The following is a 17,196-nucleotide window of genomic DNA, read 5'->3' as shown; positions in this document are numbered from 1 at the left end:
CCTAGGTATAGCTGTTAGGGTGAGTATCAGATACCCCCCGGGGTACACCGTTCGAGAGGAGTCGTAGTCGTGTTCTTCGTTGACACCCTGGAGTTCGAGGGCCTGGGCAACCGCAGCTACCTGGCCGGCGGCTCCAGTGCCGCGGTGGTCATCGACCCGCCGCGCGACATCGACCAGGTGATCGCCGCCGCCGCCAGGCGCGGGGTGCGCATCGCGTACGTGGCGGAGACCCATGTGCACAACGACTACGTCACCGGCGGCCTGGAGCTGGCCCGCGTCACCGGCGCCGCATACCTGGTGCCGGCCGGGGCGCACGTGTCCTTCGCCCGCACCCCCGTCGCCGACGGCGACACGGTGACAGTGGACGAGGGCCTGGTGCTGCGCGCGATCGCCACCCCAGGGCACACCCCGCACCACACCTCCTACGCCCTTGCCGAGGGCGGTCGCGGGGTGGCGGCGTTCACCGGCGGCTCGCTGCTGATCGGCACCGTGGGCCGCCCCGACCTGGTGGAGCCGCGGCTGACCGAGCAGCTGGCCCGGGCCCAGTACGCCTCCGCCCACCGCCTGGTCAAGGAGCTGGAGGACGAGGTGCCGGTGCTGCCCACCCACGGGTTCGGCAGTTTCTGCTCCTCCTCCCAGGCCGAGGGGGACGCGACCACGATCGGCAAGGAGCGTGAGACCAACGACGCGCTGACCCTGGACGTGGACACCTTCGTCGCCCAGATGCTCGCCGGGCTTGAGGACGTGCCCGCCTACTACGCGCACATGGCTCCGGCCAACGCCGCGGGCCCCGCGCCGGTCGACCTCACTGCGCCGGGTCGTGCGGACGCGGGCGAGATCGCCTCGCGGCTGGCCGCGGGTGAGTGGGTGGTGGACCTGCGCAGCCGCATGGCCTTCGCCGAGGGGCATGTGGCCGGGTCGTTCAACTTCGAGGGCGAGGGCAAGCTCGCCACCTATCTGGCCTGGCTGATCCCGTGGGGCAAGCCCGTCACCCTGCTGGCCGACACCCCCGCGCAGATCGCCGACGCGCAGCGGGAGCTGGCGCGGGTGGGTATCGACCGCCCGGCTGCCGCCGCCACCGGTGATCCGGCTGCCTGGGTCCGCGCCGGCGAGCAGCTCGTCTCCTTTCCCCGGGCCCGCTTCGCCGACCTCGCCGAGGTCCGCGAGCGCGGCGAAGACGTGGTGGTTCTGGACGTGCGCCGGGACTCCGAGCGCGTAGGCGGCTACATCGAGGGTTCGGTGCACATTCCGATCCACGAGCTGCACGGCCGTATCGGCGAGGTGCCGCAGGGGACGGTGTGGGTGCACTGCGCCGGGGGGATGCGCGCGGCGATCGCCGCCTCCCTGCTCGATGCCGCCGGCCGCGACGTGGTCGCCGTCGACGACGGCTTCGACGCCGCGACGGATGCCGGGCTGTCCCTGGCCTCCGGCTGATTCCCGACCATTCCCCGCAAGGAAGGAAGCGTGTGATGTTCCTCTTTCGCCGAAACGGGCCCCGTGTCACGGTCGACGAGGCACGCAGCCGTACCGGTGGTGATCAGCCCGACGCGGTCCTGCTGGACGTCCGTGAGAAGCCCGAGTGGAACTCGGGCCACGCCCCGGGCGCCGTCCACCTACCGCTGACGAAACTGGTCACCGGCGCCACCCTGCCCGCCGAAGCTGAGGGCCGGCCGCTGGTGGTGATCTGCCGCAGCGGTCACCGCTCCCAGCAGGCCGCGAAGCTCCTCACCGAACGCGGAGCGCAGGCGGTCGACGTCGAGGGCGGCATGAACGCGTGGGCCGCCGCCGGACACCCGGTCCTGGACGAACGCGGGAACCACGGCCAGATCACGTGAGCGTACTCGTTCTCGCCGTCATCGCCGGGGCCGTCGTCGGTCTCGCGCTGGGAGCCCTGGGCGGCGGTGGCAGCGTCCTTGCCGTACCGGCGCTGATCTACCTGCTCGGCTTCACCCCGGCCGCCGCCACCACCGCAAGCCTGATCATCGTCACCGCCACCTCCGCCACCGCCCTGTACGCCCACACCCGCGACGGGAACGTGGCATGGAAGACAGGGGCCCTGTTCGCCGCGGCGGGCATCGTCCCCGCCTTCCTCGCCGGGGCCGTCGCCGGGCGCCTGCCCGAAGCGGTACTGACGGCGGCGTTCGCAGGTATCGCCGCGCTGGCGGCCCTGCGTATGCTGCGGCCGTCCGCCTCCGAGCCGCCGGACCGGATCCGTCCCGGCAAGGCGGCCGGTGCCGGTGCCGGACTCGGCGCCGTGACGGGCTTTCTCGGGGTCGGCGGGGGATTCCTCGCCGTGCCCGCCCTGACGGGCGTCCTGGGACTGGCCATGCGGCGGGCGGTGGGCACCAGCCTGCTCGTCATCACGGTGAACTCACTGGCCGCGCTCGCCGCGCGCACCGGCACCACCGGTGGGCTCCACTGGGAGATCATCGGCCCCTTCACCGGAGCCGCGATCCTCGGCGCCTGGGATGGCAAACGCCTCGCGACGAAGATCTCCGGCACCACCCTTCAGAAGATCTTCGCCGGTGTCCTGCTCGCGGTAGCGGCCTTCATGCTCGTCGACGTGATCGTCTGACCACGAGGGCCGCCACCGGCTCAGACCAGGGCCCGGGAAAGCTTCTCCAGCCGGCCGCGCACCTCAGGACCGCCGTCAGCCCGGCTCCCCGTCAGCTCAGGTCCCCCCACAACTTTCGAACCGTAAGGACATCTGCCATGACCACTCCCACGGCCCTCGCCACCGACGAGGCGCGCACCCGCCTGCACGAACTGACCGTCATCGACGTGCGCACCCCGGGCGAATACGCCGGCGGCCATCTCCCCGGCGCGCTCAACATCCCCCTCGACCAGATCCAGCGCGCGCTGCCCGACATCCGGCACGCAACCGACCGCGGCGACGTCCTGGTCGTCTGCGCCTCGGGCGCCCGCTCCCAGAACGCCTGCAAAATCCTCGCCGAAAACGGCATCACCGCCGCCACCCTGTCGGGAGGCACCGGCGCCTGGACGGCCGACGGCCACGAGCTCCACCGCCCCCAGGGCGCCTCCCGCGCCACCTGGGGCATGGAACGGCAGGTGAGGCTCACCGCAGGAGCGATCGTGCTGCTCGGCCTGCTGCTCGGACTCGTCGTCCACCCCGCCTTCCAGCTCCTCTCCGCCGGCATCGCGGGCGGCCTGGTCTTCTCCGCCCTGACCAACACCTGCGGCATGGCCGCCATGCTCGCCAAGCTCCCCCACAACCGTCCCCGCGCCGCCGACCTCGACAACACACTGGCCCAACTGCGCAACCGCTGAACCACGCGAAGAGGGGGGAGGGATCCGGCTCCGGATCCCTCCCCCCCTTTCGCATGCCAGGGCATAAGGCCAAAGGCCCGTTACCCGTGCACAGACGGCTCCTCTTCCGGCGACGGCTGCGGATCTGGCCTTCTCACCGGCCGGAGCAGCACCAGCAATGCAGTCAGCGCCGCCACAGCGGCCAGGACCAACAGCACCAGCCGGTCCGACACCACTGCGCCAAGGCCGGACAACCGCTCTTCCAGGGCGAACTCGGCATCGGTGCTCAGCACCGACGGCAGTGCGGACGTGCCGTCGAAGGCCAGGAAAGCCACGCCGAGCGCGATGAACAGCACGCCGCCGACGGCCGAGGTGCTGTGCAGGGCCACCGGACCCACCCGGAAGACCCGGCCCCGCAGCCAGCGCTTGCGGCCCAGATCGAAGCGGTCCCACAACAACGCCAGCACGAACATCGGAACCGCCATCCCCAGGGCGTAAATGGCCAGGAGCACCCCGCCGTGCAGGGGGTCACCGTCCAGGGCCGCCACGGTCAGGATGCCACCGAGGATCGGCCCCGCACAGAAACCCGCCAGCCCGTACACCGCGCCCAGCGCGAACACCGACAGTGCCGAGCCCGAACGGCGCCCGCCCGCGGCCTGCGCCATCCGCCGCGAACCGAAGCCCACCCCTGCGATCTGGGCCACGCCCAGGGCGATGACCGTCCATCCGCCCGCTGTCACCAGGGTGTCCCGATGACCGTAGAAAAGGCGGCTGGCGAACGAGCCGGCCACGCCGAGCGGCACGAGTGTCGTGCACAGGCCCAGGTAGAACAGGCCGGTGCGCGCCATCAGCCGAGTTCGGCTGGTGAAGGAGTAGGCGAAGAAGGCCGGCAGCAGCAGTGCACTGCACGGACTGAGCAGAGCCAGCAGACCGCCGAGGAAGGCAACCGCCAGTCCGGCCTCGCTCATCGCCCGGCCACCTTCGCCGCGGCCTCGACGGCTTCCTTGAAGGTGGCCGTGGGCTGAGCCCCCAGGATCGGCCGGCCGTTGATCAAAAACGCCGGAGTGCTGGTCACACCGAGGTTGTAGCCCTCCTCCTGGTCCCTCTGCACAGCGCTTCGGGCCTTGTCGGATGCCATGTCCGCCCGGAACCGCTCGATGTCGGTGATTTTGGCCTCACGGGCCATGGCGACGAGCTTCTCGGCGCTGAACGCACCGGCGTTACGTTCACGCGGCTTGCTGTAGGCGACGTCGTGGAACTCCCAGAACTTGTTCTGCTGCCCGGCCGCCCAGCCCGCCAGCGCGGCCTGCTCGGACTCCTCGCCGAAGACGGGGAAGTTGCGCCACTCGATACGCAGGACGCCCTTGTCCACGTACGAGCGCAGCAGCTCGGGCTCCGTCTTGCGGGCGAACTGGCCACAGAACGGGCACTGGAAGTCGGAGTACTCGATCAGCACCACCGGAGCGTCCGCCCGCCCGACGGCCAGGGCGTCGGAGGGATCGCGGCGGGCAAGGGCGAGCAGGCTCTCGTCGGCGGGCGCCGGGGCGGCGGACTCGGTGACAACCGCGGACTGGCCTGCGGCCTCGTTGCGGTTTTCGGAGCCGTCCAGCGTGAGGGCGAAAGCTCCGGTCACCGCGGCGGCGGCGAGGACCGCCGCGGCCGTGATGGTGCGCCTGCGGGTGCGGCGGGACGAAGACGGGGTGGATGCAGTCATGGAACACCTCAGATGTGAGGGAGAAGGGGCAGAACCGGGCCGCAGATCAGGCAGAGGCCGTGACCGGGCACGCGGTCTGCAAGGACAGGCGGCGCAGTGCGGCTTCCGCCAGCAGCCCCGCCGACAGGAGGGCCAGCAGCGGCTGCAGAGGAGCCCAGTAACTCAAGGCTCCGGAAGCTCCAAGAAGTACAAGAACGAGCTTGTTGCAGACCGGGCAGCCGACGGCGAAGAAGGACAGCACGCCACCGACCGCTCCCAGACGGCCGCCGTCGCGGGTCTTGGGCCCCGAAGGGACAGAGGGCCGGCGCACATAGGTGCTCAGGACGATGCCGGCCAGGACGGCCGTGACGACCAGGGCCGGGTAGTTCCACCACTGCACGGGTACCGACCGGCCGAACAGCGGATTGGGCACCACGTCGGTCGGTGCACCGACCAAGACCGCTGTGGCCAGGGCACCGACGCCCGCCACAGTCCACTGTCCGGTCCGCCAAGCGCGCAGAGCGGCACCCGCCCGACTCCATGAGCGCGGGGAAGAAGACATGCTGAAAAGCTCCGTTTCCAAGGATTCAGGGACACGACCAACAGGCCGGTCTAAATCCGCAGAACGGAGTGAAGCGTCGTTGGCGGCGGCGGAGCCGGGCCGCCCGACAGCATCCCGGAGTGCTGTGACAGGGACGGCGCAGGGGCGGTGTGAAGCGCTGCGGGACCGGGGCAGGAAGCCGTCGACGACACTCTCTCTGCCCGCTGCGCGCTGTGATCGGCGATCACCTTCTTGCCGCACGGCGCCGCCGTCCCGCCGGACCCCTCAAAAACGGTAGGTGCATGCACCTGCTGCGCGACGGACGGAGGCGTCGGCCCGCCACGCTCCGCGTGCCCGAAGACACACAGCAGCGCCACCACGGCCACAAGCAGAGCCAGCACACCACGAAAACCGGCATGTGCCGGCCTTTGTGCTGCTGCTCGCTTCATCGTCACTCCTGCGTCCGCTTGGAGACACGGCCACCATAGGACACCCGCTCGGGTCCATATCCCTTGCCCGGGCAAGCAGAGACTTCCCCCGCCATCCCCTGGCCACCGTGCCGACGCCTGGGATGCAGGCCGCCGTCGCCACCAGCCCGCCGGTCAACCCGGCGGACTCCCCGCTATCGTGCTGCTGGCCGTAGCCGCCTTCATGCTGATCGTTGCCCCCACCCGACAAGCCGAGCCGGCGATGGGGTGGCGCATACCACGGGTCAGGCCAGAGAAAGGAACAGCTTCTCCAGCCGGGCCCGCATCTGCTCCCGGTCACCGGAGGCAGCCATGTCCACATCGGTCAGGCAGTGCTGCAGTCCCGTGGCGATGATCGCGAAACCCGCCTTGTCCAGAGCCCGGGATGCCGCCGCGAGCTGCGTGACCACCTCCTCGCAGTCCCGCCCCTCCTCGATCATCTTGATCACACCGGCGATCTGGCCCTGCGCCCGGCGCAGCCGGTTGACCACCGTCTTCAGTTCCTCAGCCGCCATCGCCAGTTCCACAACCCACACTCCTTCGAGATACCCCCTTGGGTATCCTACCGAAGGAGTAACCCCACCCGAGCAACAAAAAGTCCCCCGCGGCACCACAACCGCCCCCCACCGCCGATCACGCCAACGCCCGCCCGCACGAGTTGACCATCGTCGACGTGTACCCCTGGCGAATACGCCTCCGGCCGCCGGCTCAACCAGCCCCGCACCACCGACCTCAACGCCACCCGCGACGCCCTCAGCCGCTAACGGCCACCGCTGGCCGCGGGTGGCGGCCAGCGGTGGCCGTTAGCGGCGGTCGGGACTCGCAGGCGCGGGCTTCCATGACCGGGTATGGATGGATGGGCCGGCATCTGTTCGGAGTACTTCCGGTAGTGGTAACGACGGTGGGAAGGGGGGCGCCCCAAGCGACGCTTTTCACTCCGGCCAGGTAGGCGCTACGCGGCGAACTGCCATCTGGCGGACGCTGCGACATCAAGGCCCTGGCAGCCGAGTCACCCGGGCCGGACTGTCGCGCCGGACCCTGACCTATCGACCCACGGAACCGGAAAGCGGGGCCTCGGCCTGTAGCTCGCGCTCCGCCCGCCCCTTCAACCAAGCGTGTCGGCGCGCATCGAACTCGACCTGGTCACGGTAGGTGTCTTCGGCTGTCCACTGCCCTTCGTGGACCCTTCGGTGATACACGACGTCGCTCAGCAGTTCACCGCCCGCTCGCGCGCAGACACCCATCAGGAACGCGTAATCCTCTCCCTTGTGAAGACCGCCATGGCCGACCGCCTGGGCGAGGCGGGTGTCGGTCAGCAACATGCAGTGGCCCAGGGGCGGCTTGCTGGCCTCTGGGTCCGGCCAATGCGTCCAGACGTCTCCCGGCGCGTGGCGTCCGACGGGTGTCGGGCACATCCAGGTCGTCAGACTCCCCGTGACGGGATCCCAGTCGGCCGACCGGCCGGCGACCCAGCGCAGGCCGGTGACGATGGCGTGCTCGTTACGGATGGCCAGCGAGAAGGGCGGGATTCGGTCGTCATCATCGACGAATGCGACGCGCGGGGCGCTGACGTAGTTCAACGCGGTGTTGCGGGCGGGGGCAGGGCCGGGCCCAGGGCGGGCAACCACGGTGACCCGACGGTCCTGGGTGATGCCCCGGGGTATGAGGTCCGGGTCAGCCTTCGGCCCGTTCGGGGCGATGATCCATTCCAGGGATACGCCCTCTTGGGCGCGGAGGCTCTCGTAGAGCTCCTTCAAGAACGGCAGGCGACTTGGGTCCAGGCCGGTCGGGGTGATCACGGCAACGGACGGCTGGTCGTGGTGGCGCAAGGTCTTCTCCATACGAATGGCGGCAACAGAGTTCTGGTGGCGGGCGGCAATCGACCAGAAAGATCAGACAGCCCGAGCACGTGCGACATGCACTGTGCGAGCTGGACTGCAATTGGTGAGGGGCGCCACGAATGGGCGGCCCAGAGGACTGTGGTGTTCGTCACGCGAGGCGGGTCGACGCCCAATAGAATGAGACTCATGACCCGGCGCGTGTATGCGACAACGCCCGCTTTCTCATCGGGTAGTTAAGCGACACGACCTGCGAGGGACACGGAAAGTGCCGGGATAATAGACGTAGTCCTCGCCCTGGACGAGGCCGCCCATCGGCGCTGCGCGCACGAGGTCGGTGCGGGCGAGGATCGTGGTCGGCCCGATGGGGATCGTGTCCGTCGGCGTCTTCCAATAGGTCCACACGTCGCCGGCCTCGTGCCGGCCGGGCGGGGTCGGGCAGCGCCACAGACGGGTCGAGCCATCGGGGTGCTGGTCCTCGCTCCAGCCCGCGCACCAGCCGACTCCGGTGGATTCCAGGATGTCCAGCCGTACGGACATGGCGTCATCGGTGAACTGGTCGTCATCATCGGCCCAGTTGACGTAGGGGGTGCGCACGTGAGTGAGGGCCAGATTCCTGGCGCAGGCGGCGCCGACCGGCCGGGGCAGCGTCAGTGTGCGGATGCGGGAGTCCTGCGCGAGCGCGGTCGGCAGGCGCTCTGGTGTGGTGCCGTCGAGCGCGATCACGGCCTCCCACGGCACGGACTGCCGGGTGAGGCTGGCGTGCATGGCGGTCAGGTAGTCGAGGCGGTCGTCGCGCAGGCGGGTGGCGATGACGACCGTAATCAGGGGAGCGGGCAGGGAAGTCTCCGGCAATGAGGGGCGGTGCGGGTCAGCGGCGGGCAGCCGTGCGGGGCCCGGTCGGCGCTGCACCGGCAGCGGGCCGCGGTGGGCGCGCGGTGCGCGAGGTGGTGGGCGTCCGGCGTGTGGTGATGGCGGGCCAGTGCGCCGGGTGGTCGCTGAAGGGGGTGTTGGGGTCGGTGTCCCAGGCCACGAGGGGGCCCGTGCCTGTGTGAGCCATGCTGATCACTTCGATGCCCTGCGGATGCAGGATGTAGCCCCACGGCATGCCCAGGTCGCTGGCGGTGGTGTCGGTGACCGTCATACGCACCGGGGGCGAGCCGTCCGGAGTGATCAGGTGATCGAGGGTCCGGCTGGGCCAGTGTTCGCCGCCGGTCAGCGTGGCCACGAGCGTGGGCGGGGCGTCGTCGAGGAGATCGGTGCCGAGTTCGTCCCAGCCGACGGCGATGTCGTCGATGAGGTGCTGGGCCATGGCCTCGACGTCGCGTCCGAACTTGTACTGGTAGGCGGCCAGGAGGAGCGGGAGGTGGTTGCTGGGCACGCCGTCGAGCTGGACGTGGATGCCGCTGTACCCCGTGCCGGCGGTGGGGCGGGCGATGAAGGAGTGTGTGGACAGGGAGTTCTCCGGAGCGAGCAGGGGGCGGGGGATGTCCTCGGTGCCGTCGAAGTGGCGGGCGGGTGCGGCTACGCGCGGTGTGACCAGGAGGGGACCGGGGGGCCGGAGGCGTCGGTGCGGGCGCAGGTGTAGCCGATCAGGCGGGAGGGCTCGGCCTTCGCGGGGACGGTGGCGGCGTCGTTGCACACGAACGTGTACCGGATGGACATGCGGGGCACGTCGTGGAGCCAGGCCCGGTCTTCCTTGCCGGGGTTGATCTGCAGGCCGGAGTGCGCGACGGCGTCGGTCTGGGTGTGCGTGTGGGAGAAGAGGACCAGCGCGCCGCCGTCTTCCGTCTTGAGGGCGTAGGCGTCCGTGAAGCGGTTGTCGGCTCCGTCGAAGACGCTGGTGCCCTGGTCGCCGAAGCGTGTTGCGGCATCGCTGTTGACCTTGACCTGCCGCTTGCTGGCCTTGGTCGGCGCGAATACCTTGCTTCCGGTGTTCGTGCCTCCGGTGGTGAAGTTGTCCAGCACGGCAGTACGCAGCAGGTCGGCGTCGGCGGCCAGCTGCTTGTTGTCGTTGGCGGCCACGGCCGTCGCGTATCCCTCGCGGTCCAGGGCGACGTCGGGCAGCTTCTGGCTGTCGAGGTCGACGACGGACACCATCTCCCAACGCTTGTGCTGGGGCTGTTCGGCGAACACGGCCAGGCGAGAGGGGGCCTTGCCCTTCTCGCTGGAGAGGGCGGCAGCGAACCAGCGGTCCTGTCCGTCGGCCATGCGGGGGATGTACAGCTTGGCGCTGGCGAGGTCGTAGGACCAGCGCTCGTACGGCTCGCGGTCCTTGGCGGGGAGTCCTTCGGTCTCGGTGTAGTCCGAGACGGACATCGCGTACAGGGGTCCGTCCTCGACGGTGTCGAGGAGGCGCCGGTCGCGGTCCGCGTTGGCCTCGTTGTTGATCTTGGAATAGCGGGTGATGACGTCGCGGGCCTGAGCAGCGCTGAGAGCGGGCGCGGGCTTCGGGGCGGTGCTGGCGCTGGGCGTCTGCCGGGCCTGGGCTGGGCCGTCTTCGTCGGAGCAGCCAGTGAGGGCCAGGGTGAGGCAGGCGGCGCCGATGATCAGCGGCAGAGTACGGCGGGCGGTGCGGATGGAGGCTCCAAGGGTTCGCAAGGGGAAGAAGTCAGGGCGTGCGTCTGGTCGGTGGGGCGGCTTTCGGCGATGCCGGCGGGAGGACCCGTGGCGGGAGGGGTGACGGCTGGGCTGGGGGAACGTGTGAGTTTTCGTGGGGCAAGGCGGGGTGCGGTAGCAGCCTGAGCTGGGCGAGGCGGTGGTCGATCGCCTCGATCAGGGGTTGGGTGCTGCCGCCGTGGCGGGCTTCGGGCCGTTGGGGAGCACTGGGGTCGTTGGAGGGCGCCGAGTCGTAGATGACCTCGAACAGCGTCGGGTCGTCGGGGTGCTCGCGAGTGGCGATCCAGCCCTCCGGGTCTCCGGGCGGTCGCTCGGAGGGCGGGTCGTGCGGCGGACTGATGACCAGGTAGCTGTCGTCGGGGAGCGAGACGCGCACGTTGTAGGTGCTGAGGCCGAATTCGATGTCGCACTGCAGCCCGCGTGCCCGAAGCGGCGTGATGACGTGTGCGTGGCGACGCCACAGCTCCTGCCACCACGGCGTGTGCACGTTGCGGTGGTCGGGCAGCGGTGCGAGCGGTACCTGGCCGGGTTCTGGAGTGGTCGTTTCGTCAGCGGCCATGGTTCCTCCTGCGGCGGGGGCGGGGGCCGGGTCATAGGCGGCGCGCAGCCTGTTCAGACCGGCTTCGTCGGCGAGAGCGAGGGCGGACAGCGCCCGGCTGGCCGCTGTCATCAGCAGGTGCGAAGGCGATCCCTTGGCCGCGTCGCGGTTCTCCTGCTTCCACCGTGCTGCGGCGACGAGGTAGTCACTCAGGGCGCGCAGTGCGGGTTCGGCGGCGTCCAGGACGTGGTCGGTGACCGCGTCGATCTCCGCCGGGGTCCGGGCTGCGGCGAGGGCGTCCAGGTACGGGGTGAGGTCGGGCGCTGGCCAGGGCTGGTCGGGTAGGGGGTACGCGGCGCGGAAGGGCTGTGCGTCGCGTTGTGCCCACCGCTTCAAGTCGCCGCGGGTGGCGAGGTTGTACCGGGCGGCTTGGATCTGGTCGGCGTCGCGGCCGACGTTGTCGTAGAGCTCGAAGTCTGGGTCGCGGGGGATGATGCAGGAGTCCTTCGGGGCTGGTGCGGGCTGCGGGTCGTTGCGGGCGGACTGCACCGGGGTGGCGATCTGTTGCACGAGCAGCTCACGGCTCTGGTGCGGTCAGCGGTGGAGACCGCCAGGCCGGGACGGCGGTGGTTCCGGCGGTCCCTCCCGGCGGGTCAGAGGCGCAAGGAAGCGCTGGACGCCGAGGTGGTCGTCGAGTTCCTTGGCTGCGTCGCGGAGGGATTCCGAGGCACGCCGCAGAAAGGCTCGCGCTGAGGCGTGGTCGATGACCATGCGATTCGTGAGGTAGTGCCGGTCGGTGGGGTTGGTGGTCCGGGGCAGGGACAGGGCGGCCTCTGCGGTCTCGGTGAAGTGCGGGGCTGCGTGGCTGGAGATGGTCGCGGCCGTGGCGAGTTGCTTCAGGACGGTCCGGCCGGTCCGGGTGGTGTGGTGAGGGCTCCGGGCGAAGGCGTCGGCCAGGCGGAGGACCTCGCGTGAGAGGTCCTGCGCATCGGTGGCGTGCTGGAGCAGCGCGGTGTAGGACGGCGCGGCCGGAACGTGCCCGTTCTCGCCGAGCAGCTCCCACCGCTGGGCGGCGTCGTGCAGTTTGTCCTTCATGGCGTTGAGTGCGCCGATAAGGTGGAGCGCGTCGTCGCGCGGTATCAGGTCGCGTTGGAAATCGGGCTTCACGGGCCTTTTGCTCCTCAGTGCATACGGGCGTCGGTATCGAAGAGCGCCAATTCGTGGCTGTGCAGGAGGTGCTGCACGATGAAGCTCCGACCTGCGACTTTCCACAATCCGCGCCCTCGGTTGAGGTGGGCGATGGCGTCCATCTCGACGGAGGTCAGGCCGAGCAGGGAGGCTGCGGCGTGGAGCTGGTCGGTCTCCTGGCGGTAGATGATCCGGGTGGAGCAGTCCGCCAGGAGACCCTCGGCCAGGGCGCGGCCCTGTGATCCGGCGTCGCCAGCGGTGAGCAGGTCGGACAGCCGATGGATCACCATGAGGTTGGCGATGCCGAGGCCGCGGGAGAGCTTCCACTGGGCCTGCATGCGCTGGAGGAGGCCGACGTGCCGCATCAGGCGCCATGCCTCGTCGTACACGATCCAGCGCCGGCCGCCGCCGGGGTCGGACAGGGCGGATTCCATCCAGGCGCTCGCGCAGGTCATCGCGAGGACGAGGGCGGTGTCGTCCCCGGAGCCGCCGAGGCGGGACAGGTCGATGGTGAGCATCGGCGCATTCGGATCGAAGGCGACGGTGGAGGGGGCGTCGAACATGCCGGCCAGGTCGCCGTGGACCAGGCGCCGCATGGCGTGGGCCAGGTCGCGGGCTGCGTCGCCGAGTTGGCCCGACATCATCCCGGCGGACTCATCGAGGTCGGTCGGGTTGTTGAGGGTGGCGGCGATGTCGCCGAGAAGCGGGGTGCGGTGTGTGTCGGCGGCGCGGGTGACGACGGCGTCGAGGGCTACGTCCAGGGCGGTGTGCTCCATGGGCATCAGGTCCCGGCCCAGGACGGTCCGGGCCAGGGAGCCGAGCAGGAGCAGGCGCCGCTTGCGGATCTCGCCCACCCAGTCGGCCTCGGCCACGCTGTCCGGGCGCGGGGCTGCGTCCAGGGGGTTCAGGCGTCCGGGCAGTCCGGGACCGAGGGCGACGGACCGGCCGCCGAGGGCTTCCGCGACCGGCGTCCACTCGCCCTTCGGGTCGCACGGGACGTAGACGCGGTACCCGAAGGCGACCGACCGCAGCGCGAAGGACTTGGCCAGCGCGCTCTTGCCCTGGCCGATCACGCCGGCGAGCAGCAGGTTCGGGTTGGTGAACCCTTCGACCTTGCCGTACAGAGCGAACGGATCGAAGACGAATGACGCCTCGGCGTGGACGTCGCGTCCGATGTAGATGCCCTCGGCGCCGAGTCCGCCTTCGGCGAGGAAGGGATAGGCGCCGGCCGCGACGGCGGTGGTCATGCGGTGGGCGGGAAGTTTTAGCCGGTTCCCGCGAGCGGAGGCGGGCCCGGGACGTCCGCTCGGTGGGTAGAGCGGGGCGGGCATCTGCTGCTCGGGGCGGGTGCTTTCGCTCTGGTGGGCGCTGGCTTCCGCGCGGGCTTTTGCGGCGGCCTCGGCGAGCTGGCGGCGGGCGGCCTTGCGGCTGGCGCGGTCGGTGCCGTGGGGGGTGAACAGCGGGCTGGCGGACGCGCGGCGGGCGCGGCGGGCGGGCCGGTGGCTCATCGGGGGCCCCTCGATTCTGCGGGTGGTGCTCATCGCACGCAGGCCGTGGCGTGCGGGCGGAGGTCGGTGGGGGTGGTCTTGCGGCGGACGACGTGTCCGGCGGCGAGGTGGCGCTGGCAGATCGTCAGCACGGGCAGGCCCTCGGGAAGCCGCTCTGGATGGCAGGCGCTTGTCTCGGCGTCGGCCTGGGGTGTGCCGGGCAGCAGGTGGAAGGCGGCGTGGACTTCGGTGGTGGCCTGCCAGAGCCTGGTGTGGGCGGTGGCCAGGTGACGTCCGGCGGCCGGGTGCGGGGGCCGGGTGTGGTCGGCGAGCCGGTCCAGAAGCTGGAGCAGAGCGGTGAGGTGGGCGTGCAGTACATCGAGGTGCAGACGGTCCACGGGCCTGGGCGGGTCTGCGTCCGAGGGCGTGAGGGCGCGTGTGTGGTGGCGGATGCCGGCGCTCGCGGCGCGGAGGTAGGGGTGCGCGTCGTCGGGGCGCGGGGGAGAGGTCAAAGGTAGTGGTCCTTCCTGCCGGTCGGCAGGGTGGTGAAGGGGCGTCCCGTCGCGGGTGATCCGGAGTGCAGTGGGTCAGGGCGTGCACGGGCGCTGCTGGTTCACAGGGCGGTGCGGGCGAGCGGAAGCGCGGAGAGGGCGAAGGCGTCCGGCTGCTGGTAGTTGAGCTTGCGAAGATCGACGCCGGAGGTGACGGCGTGGGTCTCGATCTGTGCGCAGGCGGCGTCCAGGAGGGCGTCGGTCTCGGCGGTGACGGTGACCAGGCCGGTCAGGGCCACGTCCGCGTGCCCGGCGATGAGCTGGCGTTCGCGGGTCTTGACGTCGGCGTACTCGACGGAATCCTCTTCGGAGTCGACCTGCCCGCGGCGGGCGCGCTCGTTGGCGTCGGCGATGATCGCGGCCTTCTTGCGCTGGACGTCCCGCAGTGCGGACTCGAGCCCCTGCGGCACGTAGACAAGGGACAGGGTGCGGCGCACGCCGGCCGTGAACATGATCCCGTGCAGGAACCCTGCCCCCATCTCGGTGCGCGGCCAGTTCTCCACCCAGTACGTCGCGTGCCGCGCGCTGTCGGTGGCGAGGCGGTCGTACTCCTCGAACTGCACGACGGGACCGGCGGCTGCGGGGTCGGCCTCAGCGCGGCCGGTCTCGGACCACTGCTGGAGCGCGGCGAGCGCCTTGGGGTCGTAGGCAGTGCGGATGACGGCGGCGATCTCCCGCGCGCTCAGCCATCCGGTGACCATCAGGCCGGCGTTGCGGGCGGCCTGGGCGATGGAGGCGGTGGTCTGCTCCATGACGGTGAATGCCCCGGGCAGCCCTCCGCCGGCCTGGTTGATCAGGCGCCGGGCGGCCTTGAGGTCGAGGGAGATGGCGAGGTAGGTCTCGTGCGGAGCGGCGGCCGGGCCGGCCGAGGCGACCAGTTCGGAGTAGATCTGTCCGGCGACGGGGGTCTGGGGCTGCCCGTTCTGGGTCCAGTGGCGGGTGAGCGTGTCACCGCTGTCGGGCACGGTGCGCTCCAGGACCTGCACGGTGGCGACGTGCCCGGTGCGGGCGATACCTGCCAGCGCGCGCCCCCAGCTGCTCACGTTGTGGTTCTGGGTGGCTGGGTCGAGGAGGGCGAAGGCACGGCTGGTGACGCGGGCGATGGCGGTCAGGGTCTGCTGGTGCGGGTCGTGGACGGCGGCGGCTCCGTTGGCGGAATCGCCGGGGGTGACGACTTTGAGGGAAGCGGCGGTGCCGGGCAGATGGAGGAGGCCGTCCTGCCGGGGCCTGGTGACAGGTCGGGCGAGCCAGAGGGTCTGGCCGGTGCGGCGGCGGTGCGCGTACCGGGTGACGATCGGTGCCCAGTCGATGAGGGAGCGGCCGTGGCGGCGGATGGCGACGAGTGCGCCGGATGCCGCCCACAGCGGTGCCAGGGCAACGGCGCCGAGTAGCCCGGTGGAGATCACCGTCAGCAGCAGCAGGGCCAGTGTGCAGGAGACGAGAACGAGTTGGGGCAGGGAGAGGCCGAGGAGGATGCCGCGGCGGCTCCGGTGGGGGAACTTCACCGTGACCGGAGCAACAAAGAGGTCAGTCATGGGGGCGGGTCCTGGAGGCGCGGGTGGAGGCCGGGGGCGGGAGGTGGTGTGCACGTCCCGCCCCCGGGCGTCGGGCAGGGATCAGAGGCCGGTCGGAGGCGGCGGCGGTGCCGACCCGCTCGACGCGGCGTCCTGTGAGCCGGAGGACGGGGGTGCGCCCTGCGGAGGCGGTGTCGTTGTCGGCGGAGTGGTCTGCCATCCGCCGCCCTGGCCGGACGCGGCATGCGCGCCGGATCCGCCGGGTCCAGGGCTGCCTCCCACCTGGCCGCTGGTGTCGTCGGACACGCTGGTCGGCGCGGGCTGGACGGCTTTCTCCAGGCCGGACTTGACGGCATCGCCGCCGGGCGAGCCTCCCGTACCACCGCCCTGCGAACCGTCCTTGCCTTCGCCGCCGGTCGGGTCGGTGGCGATGTCGCCGGGGAATCCGCCGCCGTCGGGGCCTTGCGGTGCGGCACTCCCCATGGCGGCAGCGCCACCTGCTCCGGCTGCGGCGCCACCGGTTCCGGCGGTGGCTGCGGCTGCGGCGGCCTTGCGGGCGGCCTTCTCGGCGTGGGCCTTGGCGATCTGGGCCCCGGCGCCACCGGCACGGTGGATGGACTCGCCGTCGGTGCCGTCGGCCGCCCAGTGCACGAATTTGAAGACGGCGTACGGGCACAGCAGCACCAGGACCATGATCACGATGCCGGACATGACGTCGGCGAGCGCGGCGATGCCGTCATTGGCTTCGGTCTTGCCCATGGCGGCGATACCGAGGACGAAGATGACGGTCATCAGGAGCTTGGAGACGACGAGGGTGGCGGTGGCTTCGATCCAGCCCTTGCGCCAGCGCCGGGCGACTTCCCAGCCGCCGCCGGCGGAGGCGAAGACCGCGAGGGTGACCATGACGAGGATGCCGACCTTGCGGACCATCATCACGCACCAGTAGAGGAAGGCGCCGATGGCGGCGCCGAGTCCGGTGACGACCGGGACGAGCCAGCCGAGACCGGACAGCGCCCCGATTTGGCTGACCTTCACCACGCGGCGCACGGCCGATTCGATGTTCAGGTGTGCGGCTTTGAACAGGCCGTCGCTGACGGCGTCCACGACCTCGATGGCGACTGTGGTCAGGGCGATGGCGCAGAAGGCGAACAGGACTCCGGACGCGGTGCCCGTGAATGCTTGGGTAAGGGCTTGCCCGTCGCGTCTGATGGCGGCCCGGACCAGTTGCGCGCAGAAGGTGGCGACCAGCAGGACCAGGCCCAGCGGCAACAGCATTTCGTAGTTGTCGCGGAACCACCCGGCGTTCAGATCGACCTTGGTGGTGGTGTTGACGGCTTCGGCGGCCAGGTCGGCTGCGGCGGCTGCCAGTTCACCGGCGGACTTCGCCATCCAGTCACCGATGGCCTTGCCCGGGTCCGAGGCGAAGTCCACCGCGTCGCCGACGGCGCACAGTTTGTCCGCCAGGGGGAAATCACAGAAACCCACGAGGAGTT

Annotated in this window: 17 protein-coding genes and 1 pseudogene; 4 read left to right on the top strand and 14 right to left on the bottom strand. The window is 70.7% G+C overall.

The genetic code is table 11. From position 1 onward, the window contains the following. Positions 1-69: 69 nt before the first annotated feature. From NI25_RS06855 to NI25_RS06840, 4 genes are all read left to right on the top strand, one after another. Positions 70-1,434 carry an MBL fold metallo-hydrolase gene (locus NI25_RS06855; protein WP_061441585.1) on the top strand — a complete coding sequence of 455 codons (1,365 nt, stop codon included), beginning with the start codon at positions 70-72 and terminating at the stop codon, positions 1,432-1,434. A 35-nt stretch (positions 1,435-1,469) separates the two neighbouring features. Continuing rightward, positions 1,470-1,835 carry a rhodanese-like domain-containing protein gene (locus tag NI25_RS06850; RefSeq protein WP_061441584.1) on the top strand — a complete coding sequence of 122 codons (366 nt, stop codon included), beginning with the start codon at positions 1,470-1,472 and terminating at the stop codon, positions 1,833-1,835. Further along, entirely contained in the window at positions 1,832-2,575 is a 744-nt protein-coding gene (locus NI25_RS06845; protein WP_061441583.1) for a sulfite exporter TauE/SafE family protein, read from the top strand. The genes NI25_RS06850 and NI25_RS06845 overlap by 4 nt, the downstream gene beginning before the upstream one ends. Positions 2,576-2,712: 137 nt before the next feature. After that, on the top strand, positions 2,713-3,288 hold the full coding sequence (locus tag NI25_RS06840) for a rhodanese-like domain-containing protein (RefSeq protein WP_061441582.1): 576 nt from the start codon (positions 2,713-2,715) through the stop codon (positions 3,286-3,288). 80 nt (positions 3,289-3,368) lie between these two features. Here the strand turns inward: NI25_RS06840 and NI25_RS06835 are convergent, their stop codons facing one another. From NI25_RS06835 to NI25_RS06765, 14 genes and pseudogenes are all read right to left on the bottom strand, one after another. Then, a complete protein-coding gene (locus tag NI25_RS06835) occupies positions 3,369-4,235 on the bottom strand; it encodes a cytochrome c biogenesis CcdA family protein (RefSeq protein WP_061441581.1) in 867 nt (288 codons plus the stop codon). Then, positions 4,232-4,981: a DsbA family protein gene (locus NI25_RS06830; RefSeq protein WP_061441580.1), complete on the bottom strand. Its 750-nt coding sequence runs from the start codon at positions 4,979-4,981 to the stop codon at positions 4,232-4,234. The genes NI25_RS06835 and NI25_RS06830 overlap by 4 nt, the downstream gene beginning before the upstream one ends. A gap of 46 nt (positions 4,982-5,027) precedes the next feature. Further along, entirely contained in the window at positions 5,028-5,522 is a 495-nt protein-coding gene (locus NI25_RS06825) for a hypothetical protein (RefSeq protein ID WP_061441579.1), read from the bottom strand. Positions 5,523-6,213: 691 nt separating this feature from the next. After that, positions 6,214-6,495 (bottom strand): metal-sensitive transcriptional regulator, encoded by a 282-nt coding sequence (locus tag NI25_RS06820; RefSeq protein ID WP_054100365.1) that lies wholly within the window; start codon positions 6,493-6,495, stop codon positions 6,214-6,216. 516 nt (positions 6,496-7,011) lie between these two features. Then, positions 7,012-7,809, bottom strand: coding sequence for a glycosyltransferase family 2 protein (locus NI25_RS06815; protein ID WP_061441578.1), 798 nt, complete (start codon positions 7,807-7,809; stop codon positions 7,012-7,014). 282 nt (positions 7,810-8,091) lie between these two features. Further along, a pseudogene (locus tag NI25_RS06810) lies at positions 8,092-8,634 on the bottom strand (glycosyltransferase); the annotation flags it as partial. Positions 8,635-8,677: 43 nt separating this feature from the next. Continuing rightward, a complete protein-coding gene (locus NI25_RS06805) occupies positions 8,678-9,187 on the bottom strand; it encodes a hypothetical protein (RefSeq protein WP_165684259.1) in 510 nt (169 codons plus the stop codon). Between the two features lie 143 nt (positions 9,188-9,330). Further along, positions 9,331-10,407 carry a hypothetical protein gene (locus NI25_RS06800; RefSeq protein WP_107071643.1) on the bottom strand — a complete coding sequence of 359 codons (1,077 nt, stop codon included), beginning with the start codon at positions 10,405-10,407 and terminating at the stop codon, positions 9,331-9,333. 10 nt (positions 10,408-10,417) lie between these two features. Then, positions 10,418-11,533 (bottom strand): hypothetical protein, encoded by a 1,116-nt coding sequence (locus tag NI25_RS40000; RefSeq protein ID WP_233520690.1) that lies wholly within the window; start codon positions 11,531-11,533, stop codon positions 10,418-10,420. 24 nt (positions 11,534-11,557) lie between these two features. After that, a complete protein-coding gene (locus NI25_RS06785; protein ID WP_199560840.1) occupies positions 11,558-12,130 on the bottom strand; it encodes a hypothetical protein in 573 nt (190 codons plus the stop codon). A gap of 14 nt (positions 12,131-12,144) precedes the next feature. Next, positions 12,145-13,659 carry a VirB4 family type IV secretion system protein gene (locus tag NI25_RS06780; protein ID WP_061441577.1) on the bottom strand — a complete coding sequence of 505 codons (1,515 nt, stop codon included), beginning with the start codon at positions 13,657-13,659 and terminating at the stop codon, positions 12,145-12,147. A gap of 29 nt (positions 13,660-13,688) precedes the next feature. Further along, positions 13,689-14,150 (bottom strand): DUF6238 family protein, encoded by a 462-nt coding sequence (locus tag NI25_RS06775; protein ID WP_061441576.1) that lies wholly within the window; start codon positions 14,148-14,150, stop codon positions 13,689-13,691. Positions 14,151-14,251: 101 nt separating this feature from the next. Beyond that, positions 14,252-15,724 carry an SCO6880 family protein gene (locus NI25_RS06770; protein ID WP_061441575.1) on the bottom strand — a complete coding sequence of 491 codons (1,473 nt, stop codon included), beginning with the start codon at positions 15,722-15,724 and terminating at the stop codon, positions 14,252-14,254. An 81-nt stretch (positions 15,725-15,805) separates the two neighbouring features. After that, positions 15,806-17,188 (bottom strand): SCO6881 family protein, encoded by a 1,383-nt coding sequence (locus tag NI25_RS06765; RefSeq protein ID WP_061441574.1) that lies wholly within the window; start codon positions 17,186-17,188, stop codon positions 15,806-15,808. Positions 17,189-17,196: the final 8 nt, after the last annotated feature.

It is taken from the genome of Streptomyces sp. CCM_MD2014, assembly GCF_000772045.1.
Taxonomy (GTDB): domain Bacteria; phylum Actinomycetota; class Actinomycetes; order Streptomycetales; family Streptomycetaceae; genus Streptomyces; species Streptomyces salinarius.
Note: the sequence above shows the minus strand (reverse complement) of the source record. Positions and strands in the feature narration are given on the sequence as shown.